The following is a 17,902-nucleotide window of genomic DNA, read 5'->3' on the forward strand; positions in this document are numbered from 1 at the left end:
GCAGGAATCGGTGAGAATAATCCGTCATGACGCAGGAAACGGACAGGATCATCGACGAGATCGATCTTCGGCTCATCAATGCGCTCCAGCTCGCACCCCGCGCGTCGTGGGTCCAGCTGGGTGACGCGCTCGAGCTCGACCCCGTCACCCTGGCCAGGCGGTGGGGCCGCCTGTGCGAATCGGGAAACGCCTGGATCACGGTCTCGCCCTCGACGAGCGTGTTCCGGCAGGTCTGCACGGCATTCCTCGAGATCAGGTGCCGTCCGGACCGCTGCGAATCCGTGGCGAGTGCCCTGGTCGAGCACACCTACGCGGTGACGGTGGAATGCGCCGGCGGCGACGTCGACCTGCTCGTGACCGCGGGTACCCCGGACCTGGAGGCGATGTCACGGTTCGCCCTCGAGGTCGTCGCGGCGATCGACGGGGTCGAGTCCGTACGCACGAGGCTGATCACCCAGTGGTTCACCGAGGGCAGTCGTTGGCGACTGAACGCGCTCGCGCCGGGGGAGCGCTCCACCCTTCCCGCGGCGCGGGCGGCGGGCGGTGGTTCCGGCCCGTCCGCGCTCTCCGCTCCGGACCGGGCCCTCCTGCGGGAGCTGTCGCGGGACGGGCGCAGGTCGTGGGCCGAACTCGGTGCCGATCTCGGTGTCAGTGCGCCGAGTGTCCGGCGGCGTCTGGACCGGCTGCTGCAGCTCGAACTGGTGACCATGCGCTGCGAGTTCGCCAGGCCGCTCGCCGGTTACGCGGTCCTCACGACCTTCTGGGGGCGGGTGGCACCCGCCCGGCTCGAGGACACCGGACGTCGCCTCAGCCGGGAACCGGAGACGCGGAACTGCTTCGCCGTACACGGACCGAACAACCTGGTGGTGCAGACCTGGCTGCGGTCGGTCGGCGACCTCGGAGCGTTCGAGCAGCGCCTCGCCGACTCCTATCCCGATCTCGACATCCGGGATCGATCGGTGGTCCTGCGGCTGCACAAGCTGCTCGGGCACGTCCTGGACGGGCGTGGGCGCCGCGTCCGATCGGTCGTGCCGGACGTGTGGGAGGTGACGGGCGGCCGGTGACCGCGTGGGTGCAGGCCCGGAAACGTCGAAAGCCCGCCACCTGGAAAGGTGGCGGGCTTTCGCTCCTGCTCATCGGGCATTTCTGCCCTTTGGAGGGGATGACGGGAATCGAACCCGCGTAGCTAGTTTGGAAGACTAGGGCTCTACCATTGAGCTACATCCCCAGGTGCACACGACTCATGGGATCGCCATGACTGCCGTCTGCGTTGGAGACTGTACATAACCTCGCTTTGGATTCGCCAATCGGGTGGTCGTAGGATTCTCACCCGGTGCCGATACTGTGGGGATCTCACGGTGCTTCGGTGCAACGCGAACGGACGGGGTGTGGCGCAGCTTGGTAGCGCATCCGCTTTGGGAGCGGAGGGTCGCAGGTTCAAATCCTGTCACCCCGACCAGGGACAACACGAAGAACGGCGGGCATCTGGGAGTCAGATGCCCGCGACTCAGATAGACCACACGAAGGAGCATGTCCGTGAAGAGCACCGTCGAGCAGCTGAGCCCGACGCGGGTCCGTATCAACGTCGAGGTGCCCTTCGAGGAGCTCAAGCCCGACTTCGACAAGGCGTACAAGGCCCTCGCACAGCAGATCCGTCTCCCCGGCTTCCGCCCGGGCAAGGCGCCGGCCAAGCTGCTCGAGGCACGGGTCGGCCGCGGCGCGGTCCTGGAGCAGGTCGTCAACGACGCCCTCCCGGGTCGCTACCAGGAGGCCGTCGTCTCCGGTGAGATCAAGGTCATCGGCCAGCCCGAGATCGAGATCACCAAGATCGAGGACGGCGAGGAGCTCGCCTTCACCGCCGAGGTCGACATCCGCCCCGAGATCACCCTTCCCGATTTCGCGACGCTCTCCGTCGAGGTGGATCCGATCGAGATCTCCGACGAGGACGTCGACGCACAGCTGCTGTCGCTGCGTCAGCGCTTCGGCACCCTCGTCGGTGTCGACCGCGCCGTCGAGGAGGGCGACTTCGTCTCCATCGACCTGTCGGCGACCGTCGACGGTGAGGACGTCCCCGAGGCGTCGACCACGGGCCTGTCCCACGAGGTCGGCTCCGGTCAGCTGATCGAGGGCCTCGACGAGGCGATCGTCGGCCTCAAGGCGGGCGAGTCGAAGGAGTTCACCACCAAGCTGGTCGCCGGCGAGCACGCGGACAAGGAGTCGGTCGTCACCGTCAAGGTCGACACCGTCAAGAAGCGTGAGCTGCCCGAGGCCGACGACGAGTTCGCCCAGATGGCCAGCGAGTTCGACACCCTCGAGGAGCTGAACGCCGACCTGCGTGAGCGCGTCGAGCGCGTGAAGAAGGTCGAGCAGGCCGGTCAGATCCGCGACAAGGTCCTCGAGACGCTGCTCGAGACCGTCGAGGTACCGCTGCCCGAGGCCGTCGTCAAGGCCGAGGTCGACGCGGCTGTGCACGACGCCATCCACGGCCTCGACCACGACGAGGCCAAGCTCGCCGAGCTCCTCGAGGCGCAGGGCTCCTCCCGCGAGGAGTTCGACAAGGACGCCAAGGAAGCCGCCGAGAAGTCGGTCAAGACCCAGCTGCTGCTCGACGCGATCGCCGAGGATGCGGGCACCAGCGTCGGCCAGCAGGAGCTGACCGAGCGGATCCTGTTCCAGGCGCAGCAGTACGGCATGTCGCCGGATCAGTTCATCCAGCAGATCCAGCAGGCCGGTCAGCTCGGCGCGGTGTTCGCGGACGTCCGTCGCGGCAAGGCGCTCGCCGGTGTCGTCGAGCAGTTCACGGTCACCGACACCTCCGGCGCGACCGTCGACACCAAGGAGCTGTTCGGCAGCCCCGACGAGGCCGACGAGGCCGAGGGCTCCGACGAGAGCTGAGTTTTCACGCCATAAGCGAACAGGGGCGGCACCGGGACTCCGGGGCCGCCCCTGTTCGTTACTGTCTGTGTCGAGAACCAACGATTCGTGATCGAGAAACTTCAGCGATCGAGAAGGCAGGTACCGTGATTTCACACAACCCGGCGGCTTCGCAGGGCCCCGCCATGACTTCGGCCACGTCCGGTCTGAACCTGAGCGACTCGGTGTACGAGCGGCTGCTCCGTGAGCGCATCATCTTCCTCGGTACCCAGGTTGACGACGACATCGCCAACAAGCTCTGCGCCCAGATCCTGCTGCTGTCCGCCGAGGATCCGACGCGCGACATCTCGCTGTACATCAACTCGCCCGGCGGCTCGGTGACGGCAGGCATGGCCATCTTCGACACCATGCAGTTCGCCGAGTGCGACGTCGCCACCTTCGGTATGGGCCTCGCGGCGTCGATGGGGCAGTTCCTGCTCTCCGCGGGCACCCCGGGCAAGCGGTACGCCCTGCCGCACGCGCGGATCATGATGCACCAGCCGTCCGCGGGTATCGGTGGCACCGCCTCCGACATCGCGATCATGGCCGAGCAGTTCGCGCACACCAAGCGTGAGATGGCCGAGCTGATCGCCGAGCACACCGGCCAGACGGTCGAGCAGATCACCGCGGACTCCGACCGCGACCGCTGGTTCACGGCGACCGAGGCCAAGGAGTACGGCTTCGTCGACCACGTCATCTCCCGCGCGCGGCAGGCAGGCGGCACCGGCAACTGAGCCCGGTCGCGCCCCACCGCCCACTACTCACCTTGGAGACACAGATGGCAAACCTCTTCGATCCCCGCGGCCTGGCAGGCGCCGCTCCGGCGGCTCCGAACGCGCGCTACATCCTGCCGCAGTTCACCGAGCAGACCAGCTACGGCGTCAAGACCTCCGACCCGTACAACAAGCTGTTCGAGGAGCGAATCATCTTCCTGGGCAACCAGGTCGACGACGTCTCCGCGAACGACCTGATGGCGCAGCTGCTCGTGCTGGAGTCGCAGGACCCGGATCGTGACATCACGATGTACATCAACTCGCCCGGTGGTTCGTTCACCGCGCTGATGGCGATCTACGACACCATGCAGTACGTGCGCGCCGACATCACCACCGTCTGCCTCGGTCAGGCGGCCTCGGCGGCGGCCGTGCTGCTCGCCGCGGGCACCCCGGGCAAGCGCCTGGCGCTGCCGAACGCCCGGGTGCTGATCCATCAGCCGGCGACCGGTGGCATCCAGGGCCAGGTCTCCGATCTGGAGATCCAGGCCAAGGAAATCGAGCGCATGCGCAGGCTGATGGAGGAGACCCTCGGCCGGCACACCGGAAAGGATCCGCAGGTGATCCGCAAGGACACCGATCGAGACAAGATCCTGACGGCCGACGAGGCCAAGGACTACGGAATCATCGACAACGTCCTGGAGTACCGGAAGCTCTCCGCCCAGAAGTAGTCGCGTCGGCGGTCGCCCCGCCCGGACGGTCGTCGTTCGGGCGGGGCACCGCGAAACACGGTCAACAAGTCGACCTCGTTCCGGAAACACGGGTACGGTCACTGTCAGGGGTTTCGCCCGAACAGGGCGGCGTCCACGACCGGGACCGCACGGCGTCCGCGACGCCGGCGCTCCGCGGAACGGTCAGCGCAACTAGCGAGTGCAGTCGAGAAGGAAGTAGGACCTGACGAGATGGCACGCATCGGTGACGGCGGCGACCTGCTGAAGTGCTCTTTCTGCGGCAAGAGCCAGAAGCAGGTGAAGAAGCTCATCGCGGGTCCGGGTGTCTACATCTGTGACGAGTGCATCGACCTCTGCAACGAGATCATCGAGGAGGAGCTCGCGGAGTCCAGCGAGGTCAAGCTCGACGAGTTGCCGAAGCCGGCGGAGATCCGGGACTTCCTCGAGAACTACGTCATCGGCCAGGACGACGCCAAGCGGACGCTCGCGGTCGCGGTCTACAACCACTACAAGCGCATCCAGGCCGGCGACAAGGGTCGTGACGTGCGCGGTGAGACCGTCGAGCTCGCCAAGTCGAACATCCTCATGCTGGGCCCGACGGGCTGCGGCAAGACGTACCTGGCGCAGACGCTGGCGAAGATGCTGAACGTTCCGTTCGCCATCGCCGACGCGACCGCGCTGACGGAGGCCGGCTATGTCGGCGAGGACGTCGAGAACATCCTGCTCAAGCTGATCCAGGCCGCCGATTACGACGTCAAGCGCGCCGAGACCGGCATCATCTACATCGACGAGGTCGACAAGATCGCCCGCAAGTCGGAGAACCCGTCGATCACCCGTGACGTCTCCGGTGAGGGCGTTCAGCAGGCGCTGCTGAAGATCCTGGAGGGAACGCAGGCGAGCGTGCCCCCGCAGGGTGGACGCAAGCACCCGCACCAGGAGTTCATCCAGATCGACACCACCAACGTGCTGTTCATCGTGGCCGGTGCGTTCGCGGGACTCGAGAAGATCGTGTCCGACCGCATCGGCAAGCGGGGTATCGGCTTCGGCGCCGAGGTCCGGTCGAAGGCGGAGATCGACACCCAGGACCACTTCGCCGAGGTCATGCCGGAGGATCTGATCAAGTTCGGTCTGATCCCCGAGTTCATCGGCCGCCTGCCCGTCGTCGCATCGGTGACGAACCTGGACAAGGACTCGCTGGTGCAGATCCTGTCCGAGCCGAAGAACGCGTTGGTCAAGCAGTACACGCGCCTCTTCGAGATGGACGGTGTCGAACTGGAATTCAGCTCGGACGCCCTGGAGGCGATCGCCGACCAGGCGATCCTGCGGGGGACCGGTGCCCGTGGTCTGCGCGCCATCATGGAAGAGGTTCTGCTTCCGGTGATGTACGACATCCCCAGCCGCGACGACGTCGCAAAGGTTGTCGTGACGGCGGAGACGGTCAACGACAACGTCCTGCCGACCATCGTTCCGCGCAAGCCGGAGCGGGAGCGGCGCGACAAGTCGGCGTAACGACGACGAACAACCACGCGACAAGGCGTCCCCACCGCTCGGTGGGGACGCCTTGTCGTTCGTGATGTCGGTGTCCGGGTCGCGACGGCCGGTACCCGCGCTATCCTGGTACGAACTAATTCACTGTTTCGTACATAGCGATGGAGGCCTGTCGTGGCGACACCCGGACCGATCTACGTCCTGAACGGACCGAACCTGAATCTGCTGGGTCAGCGCCAGCCAGAGGTCTACGGCCACGAGACGCTCGACGACGTGGTGTCGCTGTGCGACGACGTCGCAGGACGGTTCGGGCGCACGGTCTTGGCGCGTCAGTCGAATCACGAGGGCGTGCTGATCGACTGGGTTCACGAGGCGCGGACCGAGGCCTCCGGTGTCGTCATCAACCCCGGCGGGTACACCCACACGTCGGTCGCCCTGCGCGACGCGCTGGTGACGCTAGACGTTCCTCTCGTCGAGGTGCACATCAGCAACGTGCACGGGCGGGAGGAGTTCCGTCGGCATTCGTTCGTCTCGCCGGTCGCGACCGGTGTGATCGCGGGCCTCGGCATCGCCGGCTACGGATTGGCCGTCGAGTACCTCTGCCGCAGGGGCTGATCGTGGACCGCGTGCGCACGTCCATCGCCACCGTCTCGCTGAGCGGCACGCTCGACGAGAAGCTGGCCGCGATCGCCGCGGCGGGTTTCGACGGGTTCGAGGTGTTCGAACCGGACTTCGTCGGCTCGCCGCTCTCGGCGCCGGACCTCGCGGCGCGGGCGCGGGATCTCGGACTCACCGTCGACCTGTACCAGCCGTTCCGCGACCTCGACTCCGTGGACCCGGACACCTTCGCGCGCAACCTGGTTCGCGCGGAACGCAAGTTCGACGTGATGGAGCAGCTGGGCTGCGACACACTCCTGGTGTGCTCGTCGCCGCTGCCGCAGGCGGTGCGCGACGACGAGCTGCTCACCGAGCAGTTGTCCGTCCTCGCCGACGCGGCGCACCGGCGTGGTCTGCGGATCGCGTACGAGGCGCTCGCGTGGGGCGCGCACGTCAACACGTACCGGCACTCGTGGAAGGTCGTGCGTGCCGCCGACCACCCCGCGCTCGGTGTGTGCCTCGACAGCTTCCACATCCTCTCGCGCGGTGACGACCCGTCGGGCATCAGGGACATCCCTGGCGACAAGATCTTCTTCCTGCAACTCGCGGACGCCCCGGCGATGGCGATGGACGTGCTGCAGTGGAGCAGGCACTACCGGAACTTCCCGGGCCAGGGCAACTTCGACCTCACCGCGTTCGGCACGCACGTCCAGGCGGCAGGCTATCGCGGACCCTGGTCGCTGGAGATCTTCAACGACACGTTCCGCGGGTCGGACACCGGCAGGACCGCCGCCGACGCCCACCGGTCCCTGCTGTACCTGGAGGGGGAGGTGGCGCGTCAGGTCACGGCGGACTCCTCGCCCGCACTGTTCGAACCGCCGGCCGCCTCGCCGTTGGAAGGTGTTGTCTCCCTGCGGATCGCCGCGGGTCCCGGCAAGGACGACGCGCTGCGCACCGTGCTCGGTCAGCTCGGGTTCCGGCTGGCCGGGGTGCACGGTGCCCACGACCTCCAGTTGTGGCGTCACGCGGGAGTGACAGTCGTCGTCGACGCGAGTGCCGGCACCGTCTGGACCGCGCCGGGCCTCCCCGCGCACCTGCCCGTTCTCACCCAGATCGGCGTTCGCTCGGCCGACCCGGAGTCGTGGGCCGCGCGGGCCCGCGCGCTCGAGGTGCGCGCCCGCGACGTCGCGATGCCTGGTGCCGACGGTGGAACCGACACGGACGTCGTGCGGCTCGACGTCACCGACGCGACGTCGCTCGACGTCCGCGGTCCGGCCAGCGCGGCGGCGTGGGAGGCGGCATTCGAGCTGTACCCCAGCGGGCGTGGCTGGGAGGACGACGTGCCGTTGTTCACCGGCGTCGACCACGTCGGCCTGGCGATTCCGTCCGACAACTGGGACGGCGTGATGCTGTTGCTGCGTTCGGTTTTCGCGATGGAACCGCACGAGGGCCTCGACGTCACCGATGCCGTGGGGATGTTGCGCAACCGCGCGCTTGAGGAGCCGGCGGGCGGCGCGGACCCGCTGCGACTGACGCTGGGCATGGTGCCCGGCTCGGTCACGTCCCACCTCGGAGCCGCACGTCGCGGTGGGATCGGGCACGTCGCCTTCGGGTGCAGCGACATCTTCACCACGGCCGCGTCGATGCGGGCGAGGGGGTTCGAGCCGCTACCGATTCCGTCGAACTACTACGACGATCTCGACGCGCGGTTCGGTCTGCCACGCGCGCTGCTCGACCGGATGGCCGAGTCGGGAATCCTCTACGACACGGACGGCGACGGGGAGTTCTTCCACCTGTTCACGCCGACGGTCGGCGCCGACTTCTTCTTCGAGGTCGTGCAGCGGGTCCGTGGCTACCGCGGCTACGGCGACGCGAACGCCGCGGTCCGCCTCGCCGCCCAGCTGCGAGCTGTGTAGGGCGCGTCCCCCATCCCCATTCGGCGCCTCCGACGTCCCCGATCGCCCGCCTGCTGTGTTGTCGTCGGCCGCCGAACCGCGGTGTCGGCTTCTCCTCCGCGCTGGAGCGGAGCCCGCGGAGCGACTCCTCTGCGCTGGAGCGACTCCTTCGGTCTTGCAGGCCGGCTATGGTCGCGCGGGTGCATTCGAGAGGGAATGGGTGACACGCCCTGGCCCTCGAACGCGGATGGGCCCCAACCGGAATCCGGTTGGGGCCCATCCGCGTGTGTCCGGCGATCAGACGCCGGCGAGCGTCCGCTCCGGAGCGTGTTTGTCCAGATCCGCGAGCGGAGTGCGGGAGTTCTCCGGCGAGGTGGAGGCGGACGTGGCGGCGATCAGCGCGCAGACTGCGGTGAACGCGGCTACGGGAATCCAGTTGTGGGGATCGGCACCGCGTAGTGCCTGCGCGATCGTCGGGGCGAAACCGGCCAGGGCGAAGCCGAGCTGGGTGCCGATCGCCATGCCGGAGTACCGGACCCGCGACGAGAACATCTCCGCGTAGAACGCGGGCCAGATGGCGTTGGTGGCGGCGTAGACGCCGCCCATGAGGGCGATGCCGGCGGCGAAGATCGCGATCACGTTGCCGGACCCGATCGCGGCGAAGTAGAGGAAGATGCCCGCCGCGGACCCGACGGCGCCGCCGATGAAGACGGGTTTGCGGCCGATCCGGTCCGACAGGATGCCGAACAGGGGCTGCGACACCAGGGCGACGGCGTTGGCGGCGATCGCGACCCACAGCATCGTCGTCCGGCTCATCCCGATCTCCGGGGTGGTGGCGTAGGCCAGGCCGAAGACGGAGAACACGGTGCTGACGACGGCGATGAAGGCGCAGAAGACGACGCGCAGGACATCACGCCAGTGGGTCCGGAACAGGTCGACGACCGGCAAGGGTGCGGACGTCTTCGACTCGGCGAGCGCCTCCTTGGTGGCGACGAAGATCTCGGGCTCCTCGAGCTTGCGCCGCACGACGTAGGCGACGACGAGCACGATCAGGCTGCACCAGAACGGAACTCGCCAGCCCCACGAGTAGAGGGTCTCGTCGGGCAGGGCCGCGACCGGGATGAACGCGAGGCTCGCGAGAATGAACCCGGCTTGGGTCCCCGTGAGCGTCCAGCTGCAGAAGAAGCCACGGCGGTTGGCGGGTGAGTGCTCGAGGGTGAGCGAGCCCGCACCCGACTGCTCGCCCGCAGCGGAGATGCCCTGGAACACGCGGAGCACGACCAGCAGGATCGGTCCGACGGCGCCCGCGGTGGCGGATGACGGGAGACATCCGATCAGGAAGGTGACCACGCCCATCAGCACCAGGCAGAACATCATCACCTTCTTGCGGCCGGCACGGTCGCCGAAGTGGCCGAGCACGACGGCGCCGACCGGGCGCGCGATGTACGAGATGCCGAAGGTCGCCAGGGAGAGCAGCACCGGGTTCTTCGAGCCTTCGAAGAAGACGTGGGGAAACACCAGCGCCGCCGCCGACGCGAATATGTAGAAGTCGTAGTACTCCAGCATGCTGCCGAAGAAGGCGGCCTTCGCCGACATCTTCGCCTTCGCGGGATCGGCGTTGGGGTCGCTCGAACCGACGTCGGGGGAGGGTCGGTCGGTGCTGTGGTCGAGGGTCATCGGAACTCCTGATTGGCCTGGTGTTCGCGATACGAACGTGTGGTGCGTACCGCGCACAAGCCAAGGTAATCCAGGTCACAGGGCTACGTCAATAATGGTCGAACTGGTTAGTTAACTCGCCGCGGTCGGGACCGCAGGTAGGACAGCACCACGTCACCGAGCATCGTCCGCAGGTGGGAGCGGTGTTCGGGGGCCGCCGGATCCCAATCGAACAGGGTCCCGAAGGTGTACCGGTTGGCGATCCGGAAGACGCAGTACGAGCTGATCAGGATGTGGACGTCGAGCGACGAGACGTCGGCCCGGAACAGTCCCTGCTCGCGGCCCCGCACGAGGATGCGCTCGAGCGTCTCGATGGCGGGCTGCTGGGTTTCCGCCATGCCCTCGATCGCCGCCAGGTTCTCGCCGCGATGGGTGTTCTCGATGGACACCAGCCGGATGAAGTCCGGGTGGGCCTCGTGGTGGTCGAAGGTGATCTCCGCGACCGCGCGGATTGCGTCCTCGGGGTCGAGGTGGTCGATGTCGACCTGGGCCTCCTCGTACCGGATCTCCTGGTAGGCGTTCGCGAGAACGGCCCGGTACAGGCCCTCTTTGTCGCCGAAGTAGTAGTACAGCATTCGCTTGGTGGTCGCGGTCTTGGCGGCGATCTCGTCGATGCGGGCCCCGGAGAGGCCCTTGTCCGCGAATTCGGCCGTGGCAACGCGGAGGATGTCCTCGCGGGTGCGCTCGGGGTTCCGGGTGCGTCCGGTCCTGTTTCGTCCCGCCGCCTTCTTTGCGGGGTCCTTCTGGTCGGTCTCGGCCGGCGCCATCGTCGCTCCTGGGATTCGGTGTCGTCTGCGAACTCCTGCGTCGTTCGGCGCTGTTCGCGTCCCGAATCGTATGCTACGGTGAGCTAACTCACTGGATAGTTAATTACACGCCCGGAAGTGATCGCATGACGCTCGTCGCCCACCCTGCCCCGTCCGCTCGCATCGAGGCGCCGACGGCGCCGTCGTTCCTCTGCGGGTTGATCGGGTCCGGCATCGCCCGGTCCCTCACCCCCACGCTGCACGAGGCCGAGGGTCGCGCGCAGGGAGTCGGGTACGTGTACCGGATCCTCGACATCGACTCGCGTGGCGGGGTGGAGTCCCTTCCCCGGATCATCAACGCCGCAGTCGAATTCGGGTTCGACGGACTCAACGTGACGCACCCCTGCAAGCAGGCGGTGATCCCCCTGCTCGACGACCTCTCGCCGGACGCCCGGATGCTCGGCGCCGTGAACACCGTCAAGATCGACGGGGACCGGCTGACCGGCCACAACACCGACTGGACCGGCTTCTCCCGCAATCTCGAGATCGGCCTCGGTGACACGCCGCTCGGCGGGGTGGTCCAGCTGGGAGCGGGCGGCGCCGGGGTCGCGGTCGCCTACGCGACGATGAAACGCGGTGCCGAGACGTTCACCGTCATCGACGCCGACCCCACGCGCTCGGCGGCGCTCGCAGACCGTCTCCGGAGCCAGTTCCCGGGCCGCACGGTCGCGTCCGGCGGGCTCACGGACGTCCCGGACGCGGTCCGATCCGCGAACGGACTGGTGCACGCGACGCCGATCGGCATGGCCGCGCATCCCGGCATCGCGCTCGATCCGGAATTGCTGCGGCCGGACCTGTGGGTGGCGGACGTGGTGTACCGCCCGACGGAGACCGAACTGCTGCGCCGCGCGCGGGCTCTGGGGGCCCGGACCGTCAGCGGAATCGGGATGACGGTCGGTCAGGCCGTCGACTCGTTCCGCATCTTCACCGGCCGCGAGGCCGACGAGGCCCGGATGTCCGCACACATGAAGCAGATTCTCGCCGCCGAGTAACAACCGGCAGGGGCCGAATGCCGCACCGTGTCGATCCGACGCCCACGGTGCGACATTCGGCCCCCCGGTTCAGCGCAGGTTTTCGAAGACGGCCGCGAGACCCTGCCCACCGCCGATGCACATCGTCTCGAGGCCGTAGCGTCCCTCGCGGCGGTCGAGCTCACGCAGCATCGTCGCGAGGATCCGCGCGCCGGTGGCGCCGACGGGGTGGCCGAGCGAGATGCCGGACCCGTTCGGGTTGAGCCGGGTGTCGGTGGGGTCGAGATCCCAGGTCCGCAGGACCGCGAGGGCCTGCGCCGCGAACGCCTCGTTCAATTCGATGATGTCGAGGTCGGCGAGCGTGAGTCCGAGTCTGCCCAGCACCCGCTCGGTCGCCGGGACCGGCCCGATGCCCATCGTGCGCGGTGGCACCCCGGCCACCGCCCAGCCCGCGAGCCGGGCCAGCGGGCGCAGTCCCAACGACGAGGCCTTCTCCGCGGTCGTGACGATGCACGCGGCGGCGCCGTCGTTCTGGCCGCTCGCGTTGCCCGCGGTCACGGTGGACTCGGGGTCCACCTTCGCCCGGATCGCGCGCAGCTTCGCGAGCGACTCGACCGAGGTGTCCGCGCGGGGGTGTTCGTCGGTGTCGACGACGATCGGGTCGCCCTTGCGCTGCGGCACGGTCACTCCGACGATCTCGTCGGCGAAGCGGCCCGCCTGCTGCGCTGCCACGGCCCGTTGGTGCGACTGCACCGCGAGGGCGTCCTGGTCGGCGCGACTGATGGAGAACTCGGCGCGCAGGTTCTCCGCCGTCTCGATCATGCCGCCGGGGACGGGAAAGTTCTTGCCGCCCGCCGTGACCCGGGCCCGGGCCAGGCGGTCGCTGAGTGCGACGGCCTCGCCCTTGACGCCCCAGCGCATTCCGGTGGCGTAGAACTCGGCCTGGCTCATCGACTCGACGCCGCCGGCCAGGATCAGGTCGGACGCCCCGGTCGCGACCTGCATGCACGCCTGGAGCACGGCCTGCAGCCCGGATCCGCAGCGCCGGTCCACCTGGACGCCGGGCACGTCGATGCCGAGGCCTGCGTCGAGCGCGGCGACCCGCCCGATCGCCGGGGCGTCGCCACCGGGGGAGGCCTGCCCGAGGATGACGTCGTCGACCTGCGCGCCGTCGATGCCGGTGCGGGCGACGAGTTCGGCGATCACCGTCGCCGCGAGGGTTTCGGGAGCGATGTCCGTGAACACGCCGCCGAATCGGCCGACCGGGGTGCGCAGGGGTTCACAGATGACGGCGTCGAGCATTGGGGTACCTCATGTTTCGTTCACGGAGTCGATTGCAGGCGCACCAGGTCGAGGCCGATCGCCCTGGCGGTGTTCAACAGTTCGGGCAACAGGTCGGCGCGCACGGCGTCGGCCGAGTATCGGGCGGCCTGGGTGGAGATGTTGGCGGCGGCGACGACCGCACCGCTGCCGTCGCGGATCGGGGCGGCGAGCGATCGCAGCCCCTCCTCGAGTTCCTGGTCGACGATGCAGAAGCCGTCGGAGCGGACGCGGGCGACCTCGTCGCGGAGGGCTTCGGGAGTCGCGATCGTGCGACCGGTGAGCGGAGTGAGGGTGACCGTGCGCAGGTACTCGTCGAACGCGGATTCCGAGAGTCCCGCGAGCAGCACCCGGCCCATCGACGTGGCGTATGCAGGGAACCGGGTCCCGATGGTGATCGCGACGGTCATGATCCGGCTGACGGGGACGCGGGCCACGTACACGACCTCGCCACCGTCGAGGATCGACACCGACGCCGACTCACGCACTTTCTTCGTCAAGGACTCCAGGTGCGGGACCGCGACCTCGGGCAGCGTCAGGCTCGACAGGTAGCTGTAGCCCAGTTCGAGGACCCGCGGCGTCAGCCAGAACACCGATCCGTCGGTTCGGACGTACCCCAGTTCGGCGAGGGTGAGCAGGAACCGGCGTGCCGTGGCACGAGTCAGGTCGGTGGCCTTCGCGACCTCACTGAGGGTCTGCCGCGGGTGGGCGGCGTCGAATGCACGAATGACGGACAGTCCCCGGGCCAGGGACTGCACGTAGTCGGGTGACGGTTCGGTCATGGTCCGGACTGCTCCTCGATCTCGGCGGGGGCACCGAGGGGGTCGGCGCCCGGAGCCGTACCGGCCGATCCGGCGTGCTCCGCCAGAGCATTCTTGCCGAGTGCGAAGGCCCGGTTGCTGTTCGGCACACCCGCGTAGATCGCCGTGTGCAGGAACACCTCGGCGAGTTCGTCCGGCGTGACGTCGTCGCGGAGCGCCGCGCGGATGTGCATGTCCAGCTCGTGCTCGTTTCCGACCGCCGTGAGGATCGCGAGAGTGAGCAGGCGTCGGGTGTGGTGGTCCAGTCCGGTCCGGGACCAGATGTCACCCCACGCGGTGCGGGTGATGAAATCCTGGAAGGGGGCGGTGAACTCGGTGGTGCCCGCGATCGAGCGATCGACGTGCGCGTCGCCGAGCACCGCGCGTCGCACCTGCATCCCGGTCTCGTAGGCCTCACTGCGCCGGGCGGGTCCGTCCACGTGCGCGGCGATCAGGGCGGTGACCCGGCCGGCCTGCTCGACACTCGCCAGGTGCGCGCCGGGGTCGAGCACGTGCAGGGTCGCATTCGCGATTCCTTCCGCGATGCTCCGCAGGTCGTCGGGTGTGGTCGCCGGGTCCTGGCGACCGGCGATCACCAGGGTCGGTGCCGCGATGCGGGCCAGGTCGGCGCGACCGTCCCACGCCGACAGGGCCTCGCAGCAGGCGGCGTAGCCCTCGTCCGGGGTGGCCGCGACCATCGCGCGTGACGACGCGACGAGATCGGGGTCACGAGCGGCGAGTTCGCCGGTGTACCAGCGATCGACGACGGCCTCGGCGATCGACTCGGTGCCCTCCGAACGGACCGCGGCGGCACGGTCGAGCCACCCCGTGGGTTCGCCGAACTTCGCGGACGTGCACAAGAGCGTCAGGGTCTGGATCCGCGTGGGCGAGTGGGTGGCGAGCCACTGGGCCACCGCGCCGCCCAGCGAGAGTCCGACCACGTGTGCCGCAGGAAGGGCCAGATCGTCGAGCAGGGCGAGCACGTCACCGCCGAGTTCGGCCACGGTGTACGGGCCGGGAGGAACGGGAGACGCGCCGTGTCCGCGCAGGTCGACGGCGAGAACGTTGAACCGGTCGGACAGTGTCCGCACCTGCGGTCCCCACATGGACCGGTCCGACCCGAGAGACCCGAGCAGGACGACGGTGGGGGCGCCCGGGCCGGGGCCGGTGAGTTCGTGGGCGAGGCTGACGGTCACCGCGACGCCTCCTCGGCCGTGGCTCGGGAGGCCAGCACGCGGTCGACGAGATCGCCTGCGTGGCCGAGATAATGTGCGGGATCGAGCAGTTCGCGAACGGTCTCGGCGTCGAGGTGGGCGAGGACGGACGGATCGCTGTCGAGCGCGCGTCCCGCGGCGCAGGCGGCGGTGACGAGGTCACGCGCGGCGTCCGTGTGCGCGGCCAGGGCGCCGGCGACGCGTTCGGCGAGCAGCATCCCACCGGTCGCGTCGAGGTTGTCGCGCATCGCGGTCGCGTCCACCTGCAGGCCGCCGAGCGAATTCGCGATGCGGTGCGCGGCGCCCCCGGTGAGCCGGAGCAGGTCGGTGACGGTCTCCCATTCCGCGTGCCATGCGCCCGCGGCGCGCTGGAACTCGTGGGCCATCGCGCCGAGCACCGTGGACACCAGCCCGGGGACCCGGAGCGCGGCACCTCGCGCGGTCACGGCGGCGACGGGATTTCGCTTGTGCGGCATCGCGGACGATCCGCCGGGCGAGTTCTCGGTGACCTCGCCGACCTCGGTCGCCGCCATCAGAACGATGTCGGTCGCCACCTTGGCGATCGCCCCGGCGGCGACGCCGAGTGCGGCGGCGAGTTCGCCGATCCGCACCCGGTCGGTGTGCCATGGCACGGTCTGCCTGGCCAGCCCGAGTTCGTCGGCGAGTCGATCCGCGACGTCGAGGCCGTGCGGATGCAGCGCGGCGAGAGTGCCTGCGGCCCCGCCGAACTGGACCGGAAGCGCTGTGAGTACCAGGCGCAGTGCCCGGTGTGCGCGGTCGAGGCCCGCGCACCATCCGGCGGCGAGCGCACCGAACGTGGTGGGCAGTGCCTGCTGACCGAGGGTGCGTCCTGCCATGGGGGTGTCCCGATGGCGGGCGGCCAGGTCCGCGGCGGCCTCCGCCGCCGCGGCCAGATCGTCGGCGACGACCGTTCCGGCGCGGTGCGCGAGCAGCATCAGAGCGGTGTCGATCACGTCCTGACTCGTCGCTCCGGTGTGCACCGCGGAGCCGGGCACACCGGCGGGTGCACACGCCGTTCGGAGGTGCCGGACCAGGGGGATCACCGGATTGCCCCCGGCCGCGCCCTCGACACCGAGCAACGCCGGGTCGAGGGTGCCCGAGAGGTCTCGGGCGGCAGAGGCGATGATCACGGCGTGGTCGGCGGTGATCACGCCGGAGTCGGCGGCCGCGTGGGCGAGCGCGCCCTCGACCTCGAGCATCGCCGACAGCCAAGCGCGGTCCGAGAGCAGCGGACCCAGCCGCTCCCCGCCGAACACCGGATCGAACAGTTCACCCCGAGTCACACGAGCCCCCTAGAAGCGGAAGAACGGCGTTTCGGCGCCGTTCGGATCGGTGTCCTGGACCACGATGTCGAAGTGGTACCCGGTCGATGTCGCGCGGGCAACGAGTTTGGCGCGCTGGGCTTCCGGCAGGGACGACAGTACCGGGTCGGCGGCGTTCGCCTCTTCCTCGTCGGGGAAGTAGATGCGAGTGATCGCGCGGTCGAGCATCCCGCGTGCGAACACCGACACGTCGATGTGCGGGGCCTCCCACAGTCCGTTCTCGGCGGGCAGGGCGCCGGGCTTGACGGTGGTGATCGCCACGGTGCCCGACGCGTCGGCGGGCACTCGGCCGAAGCCGCGGAAGGTGCAGTCCTGCGAGCCGCGCGGATCGTCGGGGTGGTCGAAGCGGCCCTCGGCGTCGGCCTGCCAGGTCTCGACCAGGGCGTCGGCGATCGGTTCTCGGTTGCCGTCCACCACCGTCACCGTGACCCGGACGGCGCCCGGGGTGCCGGGGGCGACCACGTTCGCACCGTCGGCCCACGGCAGTCCGATGTGCAGGTAGGGGCCGACGGTCTGGCTCGGGGTTGCGCCGAACTTCACCGTGGTGAAGTCGCCCGGGACCACCGGGTAGCGCGGTGCGAAATCAGTCATCGTGGTCGTCCTCCTCGAAGGGGGTGGCGTCGTGGCCGCGCAGAACGATGTCGAAACGGAATCCGAGCGCCCAGTTGTCGGTGGTGGCCTCGTAGTCGAACACGCTGATCATCCGCTGACGTGCGCCGTCCGGCACCGAGTTGTAGATGGGGTCCTGGAAGAACAGCGGGTCGTCCGGGAAGTACATCTGCGTGACCAGGCGCTGCGTGAACGCACGGCCGAACAGTGAGAAATGGATGTGCGCGGGTCGCCATGCGTTGTGGTGGTTGCCCCACGGGTATGCGCCCGGCTTGATCGTGGTGAACGAGTAGCGGCCCTGCGCGTCCGTCATCGTGCGGCCGACGCCGTTGAAGAAGGGGTCGAGCGGGGCCGGCCACTGGTCTCCCTGATGCCGGTAGCGTCCCGCCGAGTTGGCCTGCCACACCTCGAGGAGGGTGTTCGGCACAGGACGGCGGTCGCTGTCGAGTACCTGCCCGTGAACGACGATCCGTTGTCCGCTCGCCTCGCCGCCGTTGGCCAGGGTGAGGTCGGCGTCGGTCGCGGTGACCCGCTCCTCGCCGAGAACGGGCCCGGTCAGTTCGGTCAGCCGCTGGGGCAGCAGGGTCAGGGGCTGCCTCGGCGTCCGCAGGGACGTCGTGCGGTAGTCGGCGAAGTCGAGGGGTGCCTCCTCGGCGTCGTCCTTGCCGCGGTAGCGCGGGGGCAGGTGGATCATGCTCTGGCCATTTCGTCGAAGGGAGCCGTTTGGCGGGTCTGGGCGGGCATTGTGTTCGCATGGTGCACATAGCGCCGCTATACGAACGAGCATAG

At 68.9% G+C, this 17,902-nt stretch carries 16 protein-coding genes and 2 tRNA genes; 9 read left to right on the forward strand and 9 right to left on the reverse strand.

Annotation, left to right across the window (positions count from 1 at the left end; genetic code table 11):
• Window positions 1–26 precede the first annotated feature (26 nt).
• Window positions 27–1,064 (forward strand): Lrp/AsnC family transcriptional regulator, encoded by a 1,038-nt coding sequence (locus ACFSJG_RS02895; RefSeq protein ID WP_378483709.1) that lies wholly within the window; start codon window positions 27–29, stop codon window positions 1,062–1,064.
• Between the two features lie 90 nt (window positions 1,065–1,154).
• Here the strand turns inward: ACFSJG_RS02895 and ACFSJG_RS02900 are convergent.
• Window positions 1,155–1,228, reverse strand: a tRNA-Gly gene (locus tag ACFSJG_RS02900).
• Between the two features lie 154 nt (window positions 1,229–1,382).
• On the opposite strand from ACFSJG_RS02900, the gene ACFSJG_RS02905 reads away from it, so the two are divergent.
• The 7 genes from ACFSJG_RS02905 to ACFSJG_RS02935 all read left to right on the forward strand — a co-directional run bounded on the left by ACFSJG_RS02905 (window position 1,383) and on the right by ACFSJG_RS02935 (window position 8,355).
• Window positions 1,383–1,459: transfer RNA gene (locus ACFSJG_RS02905), tRNA-Pro, on the forward strand.
• Window positions 1,460–1,536: 77 nt separating this feature from the next.
• Window positions 1,537–2,895: a trigger factor gene (tig, locus tag ACFSJG_RS02910; protein WP_378483710.1), complete on the forward strand. Its 1,359-nt coding sequence runs from the start codon at window positions 1,537–1,539 to the stop codon at window positions 2,893–2,895.
• 164 nt (window positions 2,896–3,059) lie between these two features.
• The gene (locus ACFSJG_RS02915) at window positions 3,060–3,647 is read left to right on the forward strand and encodes an ATP-dependent Clp protease proteolytic subunit (protein WP_378483711.1); all 588 of its coding nucleotides are present in this window, start codon (window positions 3,060–3,062) and stop codon (window positions 3,645–3,647) included.
• Between the two features lie 44 nt (window positions 3,648–3,691).
• Window positions 3,692–4,354: an ATP-dependent Clp protease proteolytic subunit gene (locus ACFSJG_RS02920; protein WP_378483712.1), complete on the forward strand. Its 663-nt coding sequence runs from the start codon at window positions 3,692–3,694 to the stop codon at window positions 4,352–4,354.
• A gap of 231 nt (window positions 4,355–4,585) precedes the next feature.
• Window positions 4,586–5,863, forward strand: coding sequence for an ATP-dependent Clp protease ATP-binding subunit ClpX (gene clpX / locus ACFSJG_RS02925; protein WP_378483713.1), 1,278 nt, complete (start codon window positions 4,586–4,588; stop codon window positions 5,861–5,863).
• Between the two features lie 153 nt (window positions 5,864–6,016).
• Window positions 6,017–6,457 carry a type II 3-dehydroquinate dehydratase gene (gene aroQ / locus ACFSJG_RS02930; protein ID WP_378483714.1) on the forward strand — a complete coding sequence of 147 codons (441 nt, stop codon included), beginning with the start codon at window positions 6,017–6,019 and terminating at the stop codon, window positions 6,455–6,457.
• Window positions 6,457–8,355 (forward strand): sugar phosphate isomerase/epimerase and 4-hydroxyphenylpyruvate domain-containing protein, encoded by a 1,899-nt coding sequence (locus ACFSJG_RS02935; RefSeq protein WP_378483752.1) that lies wholly within the window; start codon window positions 6,457–6,459, stop codon window positions 8,353–8,355. Before aroQ ends, ACFSJG_RS02935 begins: the two co-directional genes overlap by 1 nt.
• A 276-nt stretch (window positions 8,356–8,631) precedes the next feature.
• Here ACFSJG_RS02935 and ACFSJG_RS02940 read toward each other — a convergent pair whose 3' ends face one another.
• Both ACFSJG_RS02940 and ACFSJG_RS02945 read right to left on the reverse strand, forming a co-directional pair.
• A complete protein-coding gene (locus ACFSJG_RS02940) occupies window positions 8,632–10,011 on the reverse strand; it encodes an MFS transporter (RefSeq protein ID WP_378483715.1) in 1,380 nt (459 codons plus the stop codon).
• Window positions 10,012–10,118: 107 nt separating this feature from the next.
• Window positions 10,119–10,817, reverse strand: coding sequence for a TetR/AcrR family transcriptional regulator (locus ACFSJG_RS02945; RefSeq protein WP_007532067.1), 699 nt, complete (start codon window positions 10,815–10,817; stop codon window positions 10,119–10,121).
• A gap of 125 nt (window positions 10,818–10,942) precedes the next feature.
• Between ACFSJG_RS02945 and ACFSJG_RS02950 the strand changes: the two genes are divergently transcribed.
• Entirely contained in the window at window positions 10,943–11,848 is a 906-nt protein-coding gene (locus ACFSJG_RS02950) for a shikimate dehydrogenase (protein WP_378483716.1), read from the forward strand.
• A gap of 69 nt (window positions 11,849–11,917) precedes the next feature.
• On the opposite strand, the gene ACFSJG_RS02955 is transcribed toward ACFSJG_RS02950, so the two are convergent.
• The 6 genes from ACFSJG_RS02955 to pcaH are packed head-to-tail and all read right to left on the reverse strand — an operon-like array spanning window position 11,918 to window position 17,807.
• Window positions 11,918–13,129 (reverse strand): acetyl-CoA C-acetyltransferase, encoded by a 1,212-nt coding sequence (locus ACFSJG_RS02955; protein ID WP_378483717.1) that lies wholly within the window; start codon window positions 13,127–13,129, stop codon window positions 11,918–11,920.
• 20 nt (window positions 13,130–13,149) lie between these two features.
• On the reverse strand, window positions 13,150–13,929 hold the full coding sequence (locus ACFSJG_RS02960; protein WP_378483718.1) for an IclR family transcriptional regulator domain-containing protein: 780 nt from the start codon (window positions 13,927–13,929) through the stop codon (window positions 13,150–13,152).
• The gene (gene pcaDC / locus ACFSJG_RS02965; protein WP_378483719.1) at window positions 13,926–15,143 is read right to left on the reverse strand and encodes a bifunctional 3-oxoadipate enol-lactonase/4-carboxymuconolactone decarboxylase PcaDC; all 1,218 of its coding nucleotides are present in this window, start codon (window positions 15,141–15,143) and stop codon (window positions 13,926–13,928) included. Before pcaDC ends, ACFSJG_RS02960 begins: the two co-directional genes overlap by 4 nt.
• Window positions 15,140–16,465, reverse strand: a complete 1,326-nt coding sequence (gene pcaB, locus ACFSJG_RS02970; RefSeq protein WP_378483720.1) for a 3-carboxy-cis,cis-muconate cycloisomerase — start codon at window positions 16,463–16,465, stop codon at window positions 15,140–15,142. Before pcaB ends, pcaDC begins: the two co-directional genes overlap by 4 nt.
• 9 nt (window positions 16,466–16,474) lie before the next feature.
• Window positions 16,475–17,095: a protocatechuate 3,4-dioxygenase subunit alpha gene (pcaG, locus tag ACFSJG_RS02975; protein ID WP_378483721.1), complete on the reverse strand. Its 621-nt coding sequence runs from the start codon at window positions 17,093–17,095 to the stop codon at window positions 16,475–16,477.
• Window positions 17,088–17,807, reverse strand: coding sequence for a protocatechuate 3,4-dioxygenase subunit beta (pcaH, locus tag ACFSJG_RS02980; RefSeq protein ID WP_378483722.1), 720 nt, complete (start codon window positions 17,805–17,807; stop codon window positions 17,088–17,090). Before pcaH ends, pcaG begins: the two co-directional genes overlap by 8 nt.
• Between the last annotated feature and the right edge of the window lie 95 nt (window positions 17,808–17,902).

The sequence above is a fragment of the Rhodococcus gannanensis genome (assembly GCF_042681175.1).
GTDB classification, from domain to species: domain Bacteria; phylum Actinomycetota; class Actinomycetes; order Mycobacteriales; family Mycobacteriaceae; genus Rhodococcus_G; species Rhodococcus_G gannanensis.

What these genes read in the sequence shown, in the direction of transcription:
- ACFSJG_RS02955 (WP_378483717.1), bottom strand. Translation starts at nt 13,129, where the DNA reads ATGCTCGACGCCGTCATCTGTGAACCCCTGCGCACCCCGGTCGGCCGA.
- ACFSJG_RS02895 (WP_378483709.1), top strand. Translation starts at nt 27, where the DNA reads ATGACGCAGGAAACGGACAGGATCATCGACGAGATCGATCTTCGGCTC.
- pcaG (WP_378483721.1), bottom strand. Translation starts at nt 17,095, where the DNA reads ATGACTGATTTCGCACCGCGCTACCCGGTGGTCCCGGGCGACTTCACC.
- pcaH (WP_378483722.1), bottom strand. Translation starts at nt 17,807, where the DNA reads ATGATCCACCTGCCCCCGCGCTACCGCGGCAAGGACGACGCCGAGGAG.
- ACFSJG_RS02920 (WP_378483712.1), top strand. Translation starts at nt 3,692, where the DNA reads ATGGCAAACCTCTTCGATCCCCGCGGCCTGGCAGGCGCCGCTCCGGCG.
- ACFSJG_RS02950 (WP_378483716.1), top strand. Translation starts at nt 10,943, where the DNA reads ATGACGCTCGTCGCCCACCCTGCCCCGTCCGCTCGCATCGAGGCGCCG.
- ACFSJG_RS02940 (WP_378483715.1), bottom strand. Translation starts at nt 10,011, where the DNA reads ATGACCCTCGACCACAGCACCGACCGACCCTCCCCCGACGTCGGTTCG.
- ACFSJG_RS02945 (WP_007532067.1), bottom strand. Translation starts at nt 10,817, where the DNA reads ATGGCGCCGGCCGAGACCGACCAGAAGGACCCCGCAAAGAAGGCGGCG.
- ACFSJG_RS02960 (WP_378483718.1), bottom strand. Translation starts at nt 13,929, where the DNA reads ATGACCGAACCGTCACCCGACTACGTGCAGTCCCTGGCCCGGGGACTG.
- clpX (WP_378483713.1), top strand. Translation starts at nt 4,586, where the DNA reads ATGGCACGCATCGGTGACGGCGGCGACCTGCTGAAGTGCTCTTTCTGC.
- ACFSJG_RS02915 (WP_378483711.1), top strand. Translation starts at nt 3,060, where the DNA reads ATGACTTCGGCCACGTCCGGTCTGAACCTGAGCGACTCGGTGTACGAG.